Here is a 16110-nt window from a genome sequence, read left to right as displayed (position 1 = left end):
GCCAGTGTGCCCGGGCAAAGATGAATGGGCGATCAGGGCCACATTATGCCGCCCCGTTCGTGCATCGGCGATTCAGCGAGCAGGGTCCGGCAATCTGCCGTACAGGACCTGCCCGCGGAAGCCGCGCCGCACTTCACGGTACAGCGCCCGGAATGCCGGGTAATCCTGTGGCTGGCACAGGGCATCGGCGCCGCGCACGGCATTCTGCTGCAGGCGGTGGTGGACGATCACTTCCTGGTCGTCCCGCGTCCAGTCCACGCGGTAGTCACCTGCCGCATTGCTGAAATGCTGGCTCTGCGGGATGGCGATGATCGGCACGCTGCCCGGAAACTGCAGGCGGTAGGTCTCTTCACGCAGGCTGGCGTTGCAGTAGAACGGCGTCTCATTGGCAGGCGCCGACGCCGTGGCGTACAGCCCACGCACCGATTCACCGCCCGGCGGATCCGGCACGGCCATGCCGCCGGCCACGCTGAAGTCCACATAGTCCTCGGCCTGGAAGGCCATGCGGTAGCCGAACGGATGGGTCAGGTCGACCGGCACGCCCTGCAGCTGCAGCTGGCCGCGCCCGTCGAAACCGGACGCCGCCATGATCGATTCCTCCGCCCGTGCGCGGTTCTGCGCGTTGAGCTGGGCAAACTGCGCGCGCATGCCGATCTCGGCGTTGTCGCCCAACTGGGGGACGGTCTCACCACGCAGGTTGCCCTGCGCATCGAAGGTGAATCGCACATCCATCACCGTGGCGTTGCGCTCCGGGCCGTTCGCCGGCGTGCGCGCCAGGCTGGCCGTGCGCGTGTGCAGCACCGGCGCGCCCAGGTCGCCGTCGGGCAGCTGGCCAAAGCGGGCCCAGGCGCTGGTCGAATCCAGATACAGGTCGAACTCGGGCACGTAGGTGATGGCGTGGTTGAACCGCCCCAGCACCGGAATCTTCGGCAGCGTCGGCCCGCCACCGGCACCGATCAGCACCGGCGAGCTGGCAATGCCCTTGGCCGCCAGCAGTGCTTCCAGGATCGCCACGTGGTCCTTGCAGTCGCCGTAGTGGTTGTCGAGGATGCTCTGCGCGCTGTTGGGCTCCAGCCCGCCATTGCCAAGGTAGACCGCCACGTAGCGGATGTTCTGCGCCACCCAGCGGTACAGCGCATCGGCCTGCGCCTTGCGGTCGCTGATGCCGGCGGTCACTTCGTCGGCCAGCGCCTGGATCTGCGGGGTGACCTGCGCGGCCTCGCCCGCCTTGCGCTGGTAAGCACGCCCCATCTGCGCCCAATCCTTGTAGGTGCTGGCCATGATGTTCGGGCCGAACTCCCACACCGCCGCCGACCAGTTCTGCGCCTGCATCGGCTCGCGCCGCTGGTAGCGCCAGCGCCACTGCGCCTGGCCGTTCTTCACCTGCGGGCGGTCGCTGCCCTGCACGCCCCGGCTGTCCACGTACATGGGCAGGTTGGCCGGCGCGCTCAGGGTCACTTCGGCATCATCGTACTGGGTAAACACATTGAAGGTTTCCCACAGCCCGAAGTAGCCCGGGAAATACGGCGTCAGCTGGGTGCGCCGCACCTGGTAGAGCAGCCGCGTGCCCGGCGCCAGGTTGGGGAACACGATCACCCGCACCTTGCGGTCGGCATACATGGCGGCCGCGGCGCTGGAATAGCTTTCCTGGGTATAGATGCGGTCGGCCGGCACGTCGCGGCGCTGGCCGTCAGCGGTCAGCGTGTAGGCGCTCACCACCTCCAGCGTTTCCATCTTTTCGCTGTAGCTCAGCCGCACCTGGCTGAACTGCTCCACCGCGGCCTTTGTCTTCAACAGGATTTCGTAGGTTTCGGTCTGGATGTTGCCGGCATCGGCGCGCACTTGGTAATCCGCGCGATAGCGCACGAAGCTGAAATTGTTGGCCGCTTCGGCGTCACTGCTGGTGGAAGGCGGCGCCGGCTGCGGTACGCCGGCGTCGGCCAGCACAGGGCCGGCCGCCAGGGTGCAGGCCAGCGCCAGCACGCGGGGAAGAAGTCGATGCATGCGTCGGTTCCTTGGACGTGGTGGCGGTGGCAGGGCTTACTTCGGTGGCGGCGGTGCCAGCACCGTGCGGTCGCCGTTGTGTTCAGGCGCGCTGACCACGCCGGCCGCTTCCATGGCCTCGATCAGGCGGGCCGCGCGGTTGTAACCGATCTTCAGGCGCCGCTGCACACCGGAAATGGAGGCGCGACGGGTTTCGGTCACCACGCGCAGGGCCTCGTCGTACAGCGGGTCGGATTCGTCGCCGGCGGCGCTGGTTTCCGGCAGGCCGGTAGCACCCACCACCACGCCATCACCCAGCGTCTGCACCTCGTCCAGCACGCCGTCGATGTAATCGGCCGGGCCCATCGCCTTCAGGTGCTCGACCACGCGGTGCACTTCATCGTCGGACACGAACGCGCCGTGCACGCGCTCGGGCATGGCCGTGCCCGGCGGCAGGTACAGCATGTCGCCGTGGCCGAGCAGGGTTTCGGCGCCGGACTGGTCCAGGATGGTGCGCGAATCGATCTTCGAGCTGACCTGGAAGGCAATGCGGGTGGGGATGTTGGCCTTGATCAGGCCGGTGATCACGTCCACCGACGGGCGCTGGGTGGCCAGGATCAGGTGGATGCCGGCCGCACGCGCCTTCTGTGCCAGGCGGGCGATCAGCTCTTCCACCTTCTTGCCGACGATCATCATCATGTCGGCGAATTCGTCGATGAAGATGACGATGAACGGCAGCGTTTCCAGCGGGCGCGGCGCCTCGCCCAGTTCCGGGTTGGGCTTGAACAGCGGGTCCATCAACGGCTGGCCGGCGTCCTCGGCGTCCTTCACCTTCTTGTTGAAGCCAGCCAGGTTGCGCACGCCCACTGCGCTCATCAGCTTGTAGCGGCGCTCCATCTCGGCCACGCACCAGCGCAGGCCGTTGGCGGCCTCCTTCATGTCGGTGACCACCGGCGCCAGCAGATGCGGAATGCCCTGGTAGACGCTCAGTTCCAGCATCTTCGGGTCGATCATCAGCATGCGCAGGTCTTTCGGCGAGCCCTTATACAGCAGGCTGAGCACCATGGCGTTGACCGCCACCGACTTGCCCGAGCCGGTGGTACCGGCCACCAGCAGGTGCGGCATGCGCGCCAGGTCGGCTACGGTCGGCCGGCCGGCAATGTCCTTGCCCAGCGCCAGGGTCAGCACGCTGGCCGCCTTGTCGTATTCCTTCGAGCGCAGCAGCTCGGACAGGAAGATCATTTCGCGGGTGACGTTGGGGATTTCCAGGCCGATCACCGACTTGCCCGGAATCACATCGACCACGCGCACCGACTTCACCGACAGGCCGCGGGCGATGTCCTTGTCCAGCGAGCTGATCTGGCTGACCTTGATGCCCGGCGCCGGCTCGATCTCGAAGCGGGTGATGACCGGGCCGGGATAGGCGCCGACCACCTGCGCATCGATGCGGAAGTCCTTCAGCTTGAACTCGATCTGCCGCGACAGGGTTTCCAGCGTTTCCTCGTCGTAGCCCTTGGGCTGCGGCTTGGGATCGTCCAGCAGGGCCAGCGGCGGCAGGTCCGAGCCGTCACCATTGACGCCGCGGAACATCGGAATCTGGTTGTCGCGCTTGGCCCGGTCACTTTTCTCGATCACCGGTTCCGGGCGCGGCTCGATCTTTACCGGCTCGCGCTTGGCACGCACTTCGGCATCGGCCTTGCGCACTTCCTGGCGCTCTTCACGCAGGGCGCGGGTCTGCTTCCATTCGGTCGCCTGCTCCCTCTTGCGTTCCAGCAGCGGCGCCAGTGACATCACGCCACGGCCGATCTTTTCCATGACCGCAAACCAGGACAACCCCGTGGCCAGGGTGATCGAGGCCAACAGCAGCACCAGCACGAACAGATTGGCGCCCAGCGCACCGAAGCCCACGGCGAGCGAATTGCCCACCAGCTTGCCCAGGATGCCGCCGGCACTGGAGACATCGCCACTGAACAGGCGTACATGGAGGAAACCGGTACCGGCAATCAGGAAGCCGACCAGGCCGACCAGGCGCAAGGCAGGGTCCAGATCGTTCTCGCCCTTGGCCTCGCGCTTGAGCCCGAACATGGCGATCCAGGACAACGCGCCCAGCACCACCGGCAGCAGGAAGGCAATGTAGCCAAACAGCTGCAGCAGCACGTCTGCAATCCAGGCGCCGGCACGGCCGCCCATGTTGTGCACGGGGGCCACCACACTGCCGGTATGCGACCAACCGGGATCGCTGGCTGAATACGTAAAGAGACTGGCGGCCAGGTAAAGCAGCGCCGGCGCGATTGCGATCAGCCCCAGGTCACGCCACAGGCGCTGGCGCCGTGGATTGTCGGTCGTTGCCGCGGCCGCCGTGCGACGCGACGCCTTGCTGTCGTCGGACTTGGAGCGTTCGGGCACCTGCTTCGCCACCTTAGACCATACCTTTGGAATGCGCTGTTAGTGTTTGATAATAAACGAGACGGCGTCAGTTTTCAGTCACTGCAGCCGAAAGGGCGTCAGAACGGCGGTCATTCACCCGTGGGCGACCGCGTTCTGTACATCGGCTTGAATCGCCCTGCCCCAGCCGCCACTCTATGACCAGCCAAGGTTGCCGCGCAAACCGTGCCGCGCCTTGTCCCATCTACCTTTTCGCGAGTCTACATGAGCACCAGCCTGCCCTCCCGCCATCAGCGCCTCGTCATCCTCGGTTCCGGCCCGGCCGGTTGGACCGCCGCGGTCTATGCCGCCCGCGCCAACCTGAAGCCGGTGGTCATCACCGGCCTGCAGCAGGGCGGCCAGCTGATGACCACCACCGAAGTAGACAACTGGCCGGGCGACGCCCACGGCCTGATGGGTCCGGACCTGATGGCACGCATGCAGGCCCACGCCGAGCGCTTCGAGACCGAGGTCATTTTCGACCACATCCACACAGCCGACCTGTCGCAGCGCCCGTTCAAGCTGATCGGTGACAGCCACGAGTACACCTGCGATGCGCTGATCATCTCCACCGGCGCGACCGCCAAGTACCTGGGCATTCCGACCGAGGAAACCTTCAAGGGCCGCGGCGTGTCCGCCTGCGCCACCTGCGACGGCTTCTTCTACCGCGACCAGGACGTGGTGGTGGTTGGCGGCGGCAACACCGCCGTGGAAGAGGCCCTGTACCTGTCCAACATCGCCCGCAAGGTCTACCTGGTCCACCGCCGCGACACCCTGAAGGCGGAAAAGATCATGCAGGACAAGCTGTTCGCCAAGGTCGCCGCCGGCAAGATCGAGACCGTCTGGCACCACCAGGTGGAAGAAGTGCTGGGCAACGACGCCGGCGTGACCGGTGTGCGCGTGAAGTCGACCCTGGACGGCAGTACCCGCGACATCGAGGCCCACGGCTTCTTCGTGGCCATCGGCCACCACCCGAACACCCAGCTGTTCGACGGCCAGCTGGCCATGAACAACGGCTACCTGGAAATCCGCTCGGGCCTGGGCGGCAACGCCACCCAGACCTCGGTGGAAGGCGTGTTCGCCGCTGGCGACGTGGCCGACCAGCACTACCGCCAGGCGATCACCTCGGCCGGCTTCGGCTGCATGGCCGCACTGGATGCAGAGCGATACCTGGACGCACAGGGCAAGGCCAGCTGACCGGCCAGGTGTAGAGTCGAGCCATGCTCGACCAAGGAAAACGGGCGCGAAAGCGCCCGTTTTTTTAACCTGCAGTCGCAGCATCAACCCCGGCCGGGACACCGGGACTTGCGACTGCACCACCCGGGCCGCGGACGCACTGAACCCAGTGGCGTACCGGCGGAGACTTGACGCCATCATCGTCGACCACCTGAGTGTTCCAGAAGATGGGCGCGCTTCCCGCGTTCTCGCATCGCAAAGTGACTTGGCTTGGTTTCGCATCCGGGGACTCAATACGAACCCTTCCATCGGTACAGGTCCAGTTTGGCGGACAGCCAACGTTTGTGGTGACCAGTTCGATCGGATATTGAGGGTAGCCTTCAAATACGACATCGACCTGCTGCGAGCCCCCTGCTGAAAGGTGAATGCCGTCGATTGGCTGGGCCTTGAGCGGGACGCAGCCCTTTCCTTGGCGGAACAGCCGATAGCCCTTTTCAACGCCTTTCATGGACGCTGTACGGAAGGCGGGATCCTGCAGGGCTGCGGCGTCCTCGGGATTCGTATGGAAGCCCATTTCGACTATCACCGATGGCATTCTGGACAGGCGATTCTCGCCCTTGTCCTCCTGGAACGGCTCTTCAACCACAGGAAACTCGCCGTATCCCTCTGAGCTTTGTATCAACTCCCTCATGTAGCACAGGACGTTACGCCCCAGAAGCAAATCGTCCCCTCGGCCAGGCTAGACAACGGCACGCGTGCCTGAGACCGCAGCATTGTCCACCCCATTGGTGTGAAGATGGAATGCCACGTCTGCGCCCAAGTGATTTGCCAGGAGCGGACGACTGTTGATGTCCTCATCGTAATCCCTACGGGGATAGATGCGATCACCCTTCGAGTTCCAGATGTCCGGATTCTCCGTGAGCCTTTCCTTGATTGCGTACCGCGCAGCCATTTGCCACCACGGCTGCATGGCTTCTGGATGCTGAATTTCGGTGAGGAGCGACCTTGGGCGGGTCGTCGCTATACTCGGCCCGCGCCGTGCAAGCCACATCTGTAGTTCATCGGCATACCCCGGAGTGATGAGGTCCTCCTGAACGCCGTTATACGCGTCGCGCTGCAGCACCCATCTCTTCCAGCCATGATGGTAGTAATAGCCGTGGGATGCCGATACGAAGGCATGACCATTTCGCGATCTTGCGTCGCGCGCTTTACGAGCATCTTCATCCTCCTGCCTTACTTCAGGGAAATACGCCTCCAACCCGCGACCGTCGTAACGGAATGCTATTCCCTTTACTGATGCGGCCTTTTGCGCGATATGAGTCAATTCATGACGGAAAGCGTCGTGCTGATCTTCGAAGCTGGCGCCGTAGTCGTTCGGCAGCATCCCCGGGCCAAAGTGTACCTGGACTACCCCCACGCTGAAGTCGAAGACAACCCGCACGCGAATGTCCATTGACTGTCCCTCGAGACGATCCATCCGATCCAGAATTTCCTGTGCACGCAGGGTCAATAGGCCGTCAAGCTGTGCATCGCTCTGCACCGCGCCTGTCGTCGCAGTGCGTGAGCCGGCTATCGAACTCGCTGTTGGCACCGCACCTTTTCCGGCCTCGGACGCACGGATGACCGACGCAAAGGTCAGCCCAATGGCAATTGCCAGCACTGCCAGTCTCGTTACCTTCATTTTCTGGTACTCCCTGTAGTTGAGCGCGGACCGCTCATGCGGCCTACGCACACCTTGCTCCGCTGCAGGCATGGAATCCTCCGAGCAGAGAGAAATTCAACTTTCCTCACTCGGCAGCGAGGGTCGACCCGACCAATTCCGTCAATATCACTCGTACTTCGCTTGGCTTACCCTTCCCTCCCATGCCCTCCTCCCGCTTCCTGACCTCCCTGCAGGCCATTCCCGCCACCGATTGGGATGCACTGCACGACGGTCGCAACCCCTTCGTCAGCCATGCCTTCCTGTCCGGACTGGAAGCCCACGGCTGCCTGCGCGAAGACTGGGGCTGGCAGCCGCAGCACTTCACCCTGTGGGATGGCGACACGGTGGTCGGGGCCATTCCCGGCTACCTGAAGACCAACTCGCACGGCGAGTTCGTGTTCGACCATGCCTGGGCCGATGCCTATGACCGGCATGGTCGCGATTACTACCCGAAATGGCTGGGCGCGGTGCCGTACTCCCCTGTGACCGGCCCGCGCCTGCTGGCCCGTCACGATTCGCGGCGCGGCGAACTGCTGGCATCACTGCGCGCGCAGCTGGTGGCACTGGATGTCTCGTCGGCGCATATCAATTTCCACACGGCCAGTGATGAGGCCGCCTTCGGCAACGATTGGCTGCTGCGCGAGGACATCCAGTTCCAATGGCAGAACCCCGGCGACTGGACGACCTTCGAGCAGTTCCTGGGCGCGATGAACCACAAGCACCGCAAGAACATCCGCCAGGAGCGGGCAAAAGTCGTCCGCCAGGGCATCAGCTTCCGGGTGGTGCATGGCGATGAGGCCAGCCGCACCGATCTGCAGGCGATGTACCGCTTCTACCTGCAGACCTTCTTGGAGTACGGCAACGCACCGGCGCTGACCGAGGCGTTCCTGCGTCATCTGGCGATTTCGCTGGGGCGCGGACTGGTGCTGTTCCTGGCCGAGCACGAGGGCGAGCCGATTGCCGGTGCCCTGTGCCTGCGCGGAGGCGACACGCTGTACGGCCGCTACTGGGGCGGCGCCACCCTGCCCGGCCTGCACTTCGAGGCCTGTTACTACCAGGGCATCGAGTACTGCCTGCGCGAGGGACTGGCGCGCTTCGAGCCGGGCGCACAGGGCGAGCACAAACTGGCGCGGGGATTCCTGCCGACGCTGGTGCGCAGCCGGCATTGGGTGGCCGATGCGGATTTTGCCGAGGCACTGCAGGAGTGGTGCCGACAGGAACGGCGCGACGTGCGTCGGTACCGGCAGGAGTTGATGGGGCACAGCCCGTTCCGCGCGGACGGATGACGCGCCAACCAAGGTTGGCATCTACCAAGCGCCCGTCAACCGTGGCATTCGTGCGGGGCCGCGACGACTACAATGCCCGCATGACCCGCCAGCTGCCCTGGCGCCTGGCCGATGCGCCGGACGCGCCCTTCCCGCCCGCTGAAACTGCGCTGCGCCAGCCCGACGGGCTGCTGGCGGTGGGCGGCGACCTGCACCCGCTGCGACTGCTGAATGCCTACGCGGGCGGCATCTTTCCGTGGTTCAGTGAAGGTGAGCCGATCCTGTGGTGGTCGCCCGATCCGCGCATGGTGTTTCGCACCGATGGCGTGCATCTGTCCAGCCGCTTCCGTCGCCAACTGCGCGCCAGCCATTGGGAGGTGACCGCGGACACAGCGTTCACCCAGGTGATGCGCGCCTGCGCCGGGGCGCCCCGCGCCGGGCAAGACGGCACGTGGATCAGTCCCGCCATGGTGGATGCCTACAGCCATCTGCACGACCTGGGCTTTGCCCACTCGTTCGAGGTCTGGGACCGGCAGGATCTGGTCGGCGGCATCTATGGCGTTGCCATTGGCCAGATGTTCTTCGGCGAGAGCATGTTCAGCGGTGCCAGCGGCGGCTCCAAGGTGGCGCTGGCGGCACTGGCGGCTACCCTGAACGATTGGGGCTGGCCGCTGATCGATGCCCAGGTAGAGAACCCGCACCTGCTGCGGATGGGGGCCATCCACCTGCCCCGGCAGGACTTCCTGCAGCACGTGCGCCATGCCGTGCAGCAGCCGGGGCGCGAGCGCCCCTGGACCGCGGCACTGGGGCGCCTGCCTGCGCGGGCCCTGGCCGGGGGTTAACACAAACTTTGCAAGCTGGCGCGAGTGCGCGTAAAATACTGCGCCTTAGGCCCAGCGTGGCCGTTTTCTGAACCGCACAGGACTACATGTCGAAAGACGATTCCATCGAGTTCGAGGGCACCGTCAGCGAGACGCTGCCGAACACCACTTTCCGCGTTCGCCTGGAAAATGGGCACGAAATCATCGCCCACATCTCCGGCCGCATGCGCAAGAACTACATCCGCATCCTCACCGGTGACCGGGTCAAGGTTGAAATGACCCCGTACGACCTGACCAAGGGTCGTATCACCTACCGCATGAAGTAAGCGGTCGGCGCGCTGCGCCACCCCGACAAGGCCAGCCTTGGTTGCTGGCCTTTTGTCATGCCCGGAATCCGGCCCTGCCGGAGGTCATCGTGACCGAACTCACCGTGGCGTCGGTCAGCCCTGCTTGCGGCAGATTCGCCTTTGACCTGCCAGCGGCATCGTGGGATCCGATCCAGTCCGGATCGCCACCCCCGCCCGACCATGAACGCCCTGCTCCCGCATGTCCTGCTGCCGGCGGTCCTGCTGGTCAGCTCCCCCTTGGTGGCACGCGCCGCCGAACCCGCCCGGCCCACGGCCCCGACCGAATGCGTCGCCGTCGGCGCCGATAGTGATGTCCGCGCGTCCAGCACCGAACGTGAAGTGCTGCTGCGCGACGGTAACAGCCATTATCGGGTGCACCTGCAGAAGCGCTGCCTCGGCGCCGCTGCCTCGGCCCGCTACGTGTTCTTCACGCCCAGCACACCCCAGCGGATCTGTGGCGAGGCCCGCAGCACGTTGCGCACCGACAGCAACCATTGTGGCGTGGCCCGGATCGAGCCGATCAATGCGGCAACCTTCAAGCGGCTGGCCCAGCAGGGGCGCTGAGCGGCGGAAACAACAAGGGCGGCCGAAGCCGCCCTTGTCCTGCAATGCCACCACCCTCGCCGTTACTCCACCGTTGCCGGCAGCAGGCGCTCCGGTTCGGCATGGGTTTCCACCACCAGTTCGTCGTCGCGCACGTCGATGCTGACCTTGCCGCCGTTCACCAGCTTGCCGAACAGCAGCTCGTCGGCCAGCGGACGCTTGATCTTGTCCTGGATGACGCGGGCCATCGGCCGCGCACCCATCAGCGGGTCGAAGCCGTGGTGGGCCAGCCAGTCGCGCGCGGTCGGGGTGGCCGACAGGCTGACGTGCTTTTCCTGCAGGCGCATTTCCAGCTCGATCAGGAACTTGTCGACCACGCGCAGGATGTGCTCGAAGCCCAGCGCCTGGAACTGCACCACCGCATCGAGGCGGTTGCGGAATTCCGGGGTGAACGCCCGGCGGATGGTTTCCATCGCGTCGGTGGCATGGTCCTGCTTGGTGAAGCCGATCGAACGCCGGGAAGCCTGCGCCGCACCGGCATTGGTGGTCATCACCAGCACCACGTTCTTGAAGTTGGCTTCGCGGCCGTTGGTGTCGGTCAGCACGCCGCGGTCCATCACCTGCAGCAGGATGTTGAAGATGTCCGGGTGCGCCTTCTCGATTTCATCCAGCAGCAGCACGCAGTGCGGCGTCTTGACGATCTTCTCGGTCAGCAGGCCGCCCTGGTCGAAGCCGACGTAGCCCGGAGGCGCGCCGATCAGGCGGCTGATCGAATGCGGCTCCATGTACTCGGACATGTCGAAGCGGACCAGCTCGATGCCCAGCTGCAGGGCCAACTGCTTGGTCACTTCGGTCTTGCCCACGCCAGTGGGGCCGGCGAACAGGAAGTTGCCGATCGGCTTTTCCGGGTTGCCCAGGCCCGAGCGGGCCAGCTTGATGGCAGAGGCCAGGGTGTCGATGGCCGGGTCCTGGCCGAAGATCACCATCTTCAGGTTGCGCTCCAGGTGCTGCAGCACATCCTTGTCGGTGGCGCTGACCTGCTTGGCCGGGATGCGCGCCATCTTGGCCACGATCGATTCGACTTCCTCGACGTCGATCAGCTCCTTGCGCTGGCCTTGAGGCATCAGCCGCTGGCGCGCGCCGGCCTCGTCGATCACATCGATCGCCTTGTCGGGCAACAGGCGGTCACCGATGTGCTTGACCGACAGGTCCACGGCCGCCTGCAGGGCCTCGTCGGAATACGTGACCCCGTGGTGGACTTCGTACTTGGCCTTCAGGCCCTGCAGGATCTCGTAGGTCTCGCCCACGGTCGGTTCCACGATGTCGATCTTCTGGAAGCGACGGGCCAGCGCCCGATCCTTCTCGAAGATGCCGCGGTATTCCTGGAACGTGGTCGAGCCGATGCAGCGCAGCTCACCCGACGCCAGGGCCGGCTTGATCAGGTTGGAGGCATCCATGGTGCCGCCCGACGCCGAACCGGCACCGATGATGGTGTGGATCTCGTCGATGAACAGCACCGCGTTGGGCACCTTCTTCAGCGCGGTCAGCACGCCCTTCAGGCGCTTCTCGAAATCACCGCGGTACTTGGTGCCTGCGACCAGCGCGCCCAGGTCAAGCGAATAGATGACCGCGTCAGCCAGCACATCCGGCACCGAGCCTTCCACGATGCGGCGGGCCAGGCCCTCGGCAATCGCGGTCTTGCCCACGCCTGCCTCACCCACATACAGCGGGTTGTTCTTGCGGCGGCGGCACAGGACCTGGATGGTGCGCTCGATCTCGTCGGCACGGCCTACCAGCGGGTCGATGCGGCCGGCCCGGGCCTGCTCGTTCAAATTGCTGGCGAACTCGGTCAGGGCGTCGCCCTTGGGTTCACCATCACCGCCCTCCATGCGCCCTTCGCTTTCCGGGGAAGACGGCTGCTCGCCCTCCTCGCCCAGCTTGGCGATGCCATGGGACAGGTAGTTGACCACGTCCAGCCGGGTGACGTCCTGCTGGTTGAGGTAGTAGACCGCGTGGGAGTCCTTTTCGCCGAAAATCGCGACCAACACATTGGCGCCGGTCACCTCCTTCTTGCCCGAGGACTGCACGTGGTACACGGCGCGCTGAAGCACGCGCTGGAAGCCCAGGGTCGGCTGGGTATCGCGGCCATCATCTTCGGCCAGGCGGGACACCGAGGCTTCGATGGCCTGTTCCAGCTCCTGGCGCAGGCGTTCGGCGTCGGCGCCACAGGCCTTCAGGACCGCCTGGGCGGACGGGTTGTCGAGCAGTGCCAACAGCAGGTGTTCGACCGTCATGAACTCATGCCGGGCCTCACGGGCGCGCTTGTAGCACTGGCCGATGGTGTGTTCGAGGTCTTTGCTGAACATGGATTACTCCGGCGGCAGATGGGGACAATATGCGGCCTGACTACGCGATTTCCATCACCCTAGCGGATTGCTGCGTTCAGATGGCGTTAGCAGTGCGGATTGCTTGATCATCGTTCACGCCCGGGAAGCCCACCGGCGCGTCTGCGAACCCTACCCGAGCCACCAGCGATTGCCACGTGATGACCCGCAACGCGCTCCGCCCGGGATCTTTGCGGGCAAGGCAGGCGGATTGAACGTGAGCACGCAGACGGGGCCAGAGAACGGCCATGGCTGGAACAGTGCGGATTACCGGCGATGCGCCGGGGTCAGGCCTTTTCCATCGTGCACAGCAGCGGATGCTGGTTCATGCGCGAGTACTCGTTGACCTGGGCGACCTTGGTCTCGGCCACTTCGCGGGTGAAGACCCCGCAGACACCGCGGCCGCGGGTATGGACGTGCAGCATCACCTGCGTGGCCTTGTCCAGGTCCATGCTGAAGAACTGCTGCAGGACGTCCACCACGAAATCCATCGGGGTGTAGTCGTCGTTGAGGATCATGACCTGGTAGAACGGCGGCGGCGCCACTTCCGGGCGCGCGGGCTCCACGGCAATACCGTGATCGTGGTGGGATTCGGGGGAAGACTCGCGGGGCATCTGGACATTATAGAGGGTGTGACGGTCCTGCGTCGGCCCGCCGCGGAATGGACGGCACGCACGGCCGCCGTCACAATCAACGCCTGCCCCCCACGTTTCACAGGATTTTCATGAAAAGGACCCTTCTGCCTGCCCTGCTGTTCGCCCTGGCCGCCGCCGGCAGTGCCGGTGCCGCGACCGCCGCAGAGAGCAGCAAGGCCGACGCCGCCATCGCCCGCCACCTGGAAAAGCTGGGCTACACCTTCGAGGTGGACGAGGACGGCGATTACCAGATGGTGTTCGACGTGGAAGGCGATCGCACCCAGATCGTCTACGTGCGTTCGGCCGTGGAGGACTTCGGCAGCCACAACATCCGTGAGATCTGGTCGCCGGGCTATGTGTCCAAGACCGCGCAGTTCCCCGAAGCTGTGGCCAACCGGCTGCTGGAAGATTCGCAGGACGCCAAGATGGGCGGCTGGGTGAAGCAGAACAGCACCGCGATGTTCGTGGTGAAGATCGATGCCGATGCCAGCACCGAACAGTTGAGCGATGCCATCGACGCGGCGATCCGTACCGCCGATGCGATGGAACTGGAACTGACCAAGAAGGACGATCTCTGAGTTGAATACCCCGCAGGACATGCGCTGGGCACCGCACGCCACCGTCGCCACCGTGGTGGTCGATGGCGGCCGCGTGCTGCTGGTGGAAGAAACCATTGACGGCCGCGCGGTGCTGAACCAGCCGGCGGGCCACCTGGAGCCGGGCGAGAGCCTGGCCCAGGCAGCGCTGCGCGAAACCCGCGAAGAAACCGGCTGGACGGTGGAACTGACCGATTTCATCGGCTGCTACCAGTGGACTGCCGGCGACGGCACCGCATTCCTGCGCTTCTGCTATGCCGCCCGTCCGCTCAGCCATGACCCGGCACAACCGCTGGATACGGGCATTGACCGTGCGCTGTGGATGACCCCGGGCGAGCTGCAGGCCGCCAGCGAGCGCCTGCGCAGCCCGCTGGTGTGGCGTGTGCTGGCCGACTATCTGGCCGGCCAGCGCCACCCGCTGCACCTGGTTCAGGAGGTCGCATGAGCAGCCCACGGGTGATGGTGGGGGTGTCCGGCGGCGTCGATTCGTCGGTGGCCGCCTGGCGCCTGGTACAGCAGGGCGAGGCCGTGGCCGGCCTGTTCATGCAGAACTGGGCCGACGATGGCAGCGGCGACTGCCGCGCCGAGGATGACCGTCGCGACGCCGTGGCGGTCTGTGGACTGCTGGGTATACCGTTCCACTTCCGCGATTTTTCCAGTGAGTACTGGCAGGGCGTGTTCGAGCACTTCCTGGCCGAGTACGCGGCCGGCCGCACGCCCAATCCGGACGTGCTGTGCAACCGCGAGGTGAAGTTCAAGCACTTCCTGGACGCTGCCCGTGAACTGGGCGCCGAGCGCATTGCCACCGGCCATTACGCCCGCGTGGCCCAGCGTGGGCAGCAGTGGCTGCTGCTGCGCGGCGCCGACCGTTCCAAGGACCAGAGCTACTTCCTGCACCAGCTGGGGCAGGCGCAGCTGGCCGCGACCCTGTTTCCCATTGGCGACCTGGAAAAGAGCGATCTGCGCCGCATTGCGCGCGACGTTGCCCTGCCCACCCACGCCAAGAAGGATTCCACCGGCATCTGCTTCATTGGCGAGCGCGATTTCCGCGAATTCCTGGGCCGTTACCTGCCCGCCCGGCCCGGCCAGATTCTGGACCCGGCCGACGGCAGCGTGATTGCCGAACACCCCGGCGTGTTCTATTTCACCCTGGGCCAGCGCGAAGGCCTGAACATCGGCGGCGTACGGGGCCGCCCCGCTGCCCCGTGGTATGTGGTGGGCAAGGACGTGGCCAGCAACGTGCTGTACGTGGACCAGGACCGCGAAAGCCCGTGGATGCTGTCCAACCGCCTGCGCTCGGAAACCGCGCACTGGATAGCCGGTGCGCCGCCGGCGCGGCGCTTCGCGTGCACCGCACAGACCCGCTACCGCCAGCCGGACGAGCCGTGCACGGTGGACGTGCTGGACGACGGCAGCGTGCGGGTCACCTTCGCCCGCCCGCAGCGCGCCGTCACCCCTGGCCAGTCGCTGGTGCTGTACGACGGCGAGGTCTGCCTGGGCGGTGCGGTCATCGCCGCCACTGACGCGCCGCTGGAAGAGCGCCTGCGCACCACCCCTTCTCCTTTCGAGGTAATTGCTGCATGAGTTTCACTGTGGACGACCGCGTACTGGCCCTGGCCGGCATTGCCCAGGCCCTGCAGCAGGTCCGCCGTATCGCCGATACCGGCCATTCCGACGCCTCTGCCGTGCGTACCGCGGTGGACAGTGTGTTCCGCATCGATGCCGGCTCGCCGCAGGAGGTCTTTGGTGACCGCCATGCGCTGAAGAGTGGCCTGCGCCTGCTGCACAACTACTTCCGCAACCAGGGCCAGGACCCGGTGCTGCCCAAGCTGGCCCTGTCGGTGCTGCAGCTGGAGCGCCGCTTCGTGCAGGACGGGGCCACCGTGAACAAGGTGGCTTCGGGCATCGAGCGTGCCCAGCAGCAGGCCGCCGAGCTGGGCGACAGCGGGCACCCGGACGTGCTGGCCAACCTGGGCGGCCTGTACGCGGACACCATCAGCCACCTCAAGCCGCGCGTGATGGTGCAGGGCAACCCGCATTACCTGGCCCAGGCCGGGGTGGTGGCGGAGATCCGCGCCCTGCTGCTGGCTGCCGTGCGCGCCGCGGTGCTATGGCGGCAGGTGGGCGGCAGCTACTGGGACTTCCTGATCGGGCGCAAGGCCATGATCGAGGCGGTGGACCGGCTGTTGGCCTGAGGGCAGCGCCCGCCGGGCATGGCCCGGCGCTACCAATCA

15 protein-coding genes are annotated in these 16110 nt (G+C 65.6%); 9 read left to right on the top strand and 6 right to left on the bottom strand.

The features are described from left to right. Window positions 1–72: 72 nt before the first annotated feature. Together RTY46_RS15130 and RTY46_RS15125 are read right to left on the bottom strand one after the other, a co-directional pair. Window positions 73–2004 carry a DUF3857 domain-containing protein gene (locus tag RTY46_RS15130; RefSeq protein ID WP_312709381.1) on the bottom strand — a complete coding sequence of 644 codons (1932 nt, stop codon included), beginning with the start codon at window positions 2002–2004 and terminating at the stop codon, window positions 73–75. Window positions 2005–2040: 36 nt separating this feature from the next. Beyond that, complete coding sequence (locus tag RTY46_RS15125) at window positions 2041–4401, bottom strand: DNA translocase FtsK 4TM domain-containing protein (protein ID WP_312709380.1); 2361 nt, start codon at window positions 4399–4401, stop codon at window positions 2041–2043. A gap of 231 nt (window positions 4402–4632) precedes the next feature. Here RTY46_RS15125 and trxB point away from each other — a divergent pair, with 231 nt between their 5' ends. Next, the gene (gene trxB / locus RTY46_RS15120) at window positions 4633–5604 is read left to right on the top strand and encodes a thioredoxin-disulfide reductase (protein WP_108749607.1); all 972 of its coding nucleotides are present in this window, start codon (window positions 4633–4635) and stop codon (window positions 5602–5604) included. A 64-nt stretch (window positions 5605–5668) separates the two neighbouring features. On the opposite strand, the gene RTY46_RS15115 is transcribed toward trxB, so the two are convergent. Together RTY46_RS15115 and RTY46_RS15110 are read right to left on the bottom strand one after the other, a co-directional pair. Next, window positions 5669–6274: a hypothetical protein gene (locus tag RTY46_RS15115; protein WP_312709379.1), complete on the bottom strand. Its 606-nt coding sequence runs from the start codon at window positions 6272–6274 to the stop codon at window positions 5669–5671. Between the two features lie 48 nt (window positions 6275–6322). Then, the gene (locus RTY46_RS15110; protein WP_312709377.1) at window positions 6323–7336 is read right to left on the bottom strand and encodes a hypothetical protein; all 1014 of its coding nucleotides are present in this window, start codon (window positions 7334–7336) and stop codon (window positions 6323–6325) included. 110 nt (window positions 7337–7446) lie between these two features. Between RTY46_RS15110 and RTY46_RS15105 the strand changes: the two genes are divergently transcribed. The 4 genes from RTY46_RS15105 (at window position 7447) to RTY46_RS15090 (ending at window position 10282) form a co-directional block, all read left to right on the top strand. Beyond that, complete coding sequence (locus tag RTY46_RS15105) at window positions 7447–8571, top strand: GNAT family N-acetyltransferase (RefSeq protein ID WP_312709376.1); 1125 nt, start codon at window positions 7447–7449, stop codon at window positions 8569–8571. A gap of 80 nt (window positions 8572–8651) precedes the next feature. Next, entirely contained in the window at window positions 8652–9392 is a 741-nt protein-coding gene (aat, locus tag RTY46_RS15100) for a leucyl/phenylalanyl-tRNA--protein transferase (RefSeq protein ID WP_312709374.1), read from the top strand. Window positions 9393–9478: 86 nt separating this feature from the next. Beyond that, window positions 9479–9697, top strand: coding sequence for a translation initiation factor IF-1 (gene infA / locus RTY46_RS15095; protein WP_005409596.1), 219 nt, complete (start codon window positions 9479–9481; stop codon window positions 9695–9697). Window positions 9698–9898: 201 nt separating this feature from the next. Next, window positions 9899–10282, top strand: coding sequence for a hypothetical protein (locus tag RTY46_RS15090; protein WP_312709373.1), 384 nt, complete (start codon window positions 9899–9901; stop codon window positions 10280–10282). 62 nt (window positions 10283–10344) lie between these two features. Here RTY46_RS15090 and clpA read toward each other — a convergent pair whose 3' ends face one another. Together clpA and clpS are read right to left on the bottom strand one after the other, a co-directional pair. Further along, window positions 10345–12627: an ATP-dependent Clp protease ATP-binding subunit ClpA gene (gene clpA / locus RTY46_RS15085; protein ID WP_312709371.1), complete on the bottom strand. Its 2283-nt coding sequence runs from the start codon at window positions 12625–12627 to the stop codon at window positions 10345–10347. 305 nt (window positions 12628–12932) lie between these two features. Further along, the gene (gene clpS / locus RTY46_RS15080) at window positions 12933–13259 is read right to left on the bottom strand and encodes an ATP-dependent Clp protease adapter ClpS (protein ID WP_079221861.1); all 327 of its coding nucleotides are present in this window, start codon (window positions 13257–13259) and stop codon (window positions 12933–12935) included. Between the two features lie 110 nt (window positions 13260–13369). Here clpS and RTY46_RS15075 point away from each other — a divergent pair, with 110 nt between their 5' ends. Genes RTY46_RS15075 through hflD form a run of 4 tightly spaced genes read left to right on the top strand, consistent with a single transcriptional unit; the run spans window position 13370 to window position 16071 of the window. Further along, window positions 13370–13858 (top strand): hypothetical protein, encoded by a 489-nt coding sequence (locus RTY46_RS15075; RefSeq protein ID WP_312709369.1) that lies wholly within the window; start codon window positions 13370–13372, stop codon window positions 13856–13858. A gap of 19 nt (window positions 13859–13877) precedes the next feature. Next, entirely contained in the window at window positions 13878–14321 is a 444-nt protein-coding gene (locus RTY46_RS15070; RefSeq protein ID WP_312709465.1) for an NUDIX hydrolase, read from the top strand. Further along, on the top strand, window positions 14318–15460 hold the full coding sequence (mnmA, locus tag RTY46_RS15065) for a tRNA 2-thiouridine(34) synthase MnmA (RefSeq protein WP_312709367.1): 1143 nt from the start codon (window positions 14318–14320) through the stop codon (window positions 15458–15460). The genes RTY46_RS15070 and mnmA overlap by 4 nt, the downstream gene beginning before the upstream one ends. Further along, the gene (gene hflD / locus RTY46_RS15060; RefSeq protein WP_199933043.1) at window positions 15457–16071 is read left to right on the top strand and encodes a high frequency lysogenization protein HflD; all 615 of its coding nucleotides are present in this window, start codon (window positions 15457–15459) and stop codon (window positions 16069–16071) included. Before mnmA ends, hflD begins: the two co-directional genes overlap by 4 nt. Window positions 16072–16110: the final 39 nt, after the last annotated feature.

The sequence above is a fragment of the Stenotrophomonas sp. genome, assembly GCF_032056425.1.
GTDB lineage: Bacteria > Pseudomonadota > Gammaproteobacteria > Xanthomonadales > Xanthomonadaceae > Stenotrophomonas.
Note: the sequence above shows the minus strand (reverse complement) of the source record. Positions and strands in the feature narration are given on the sequence as shown.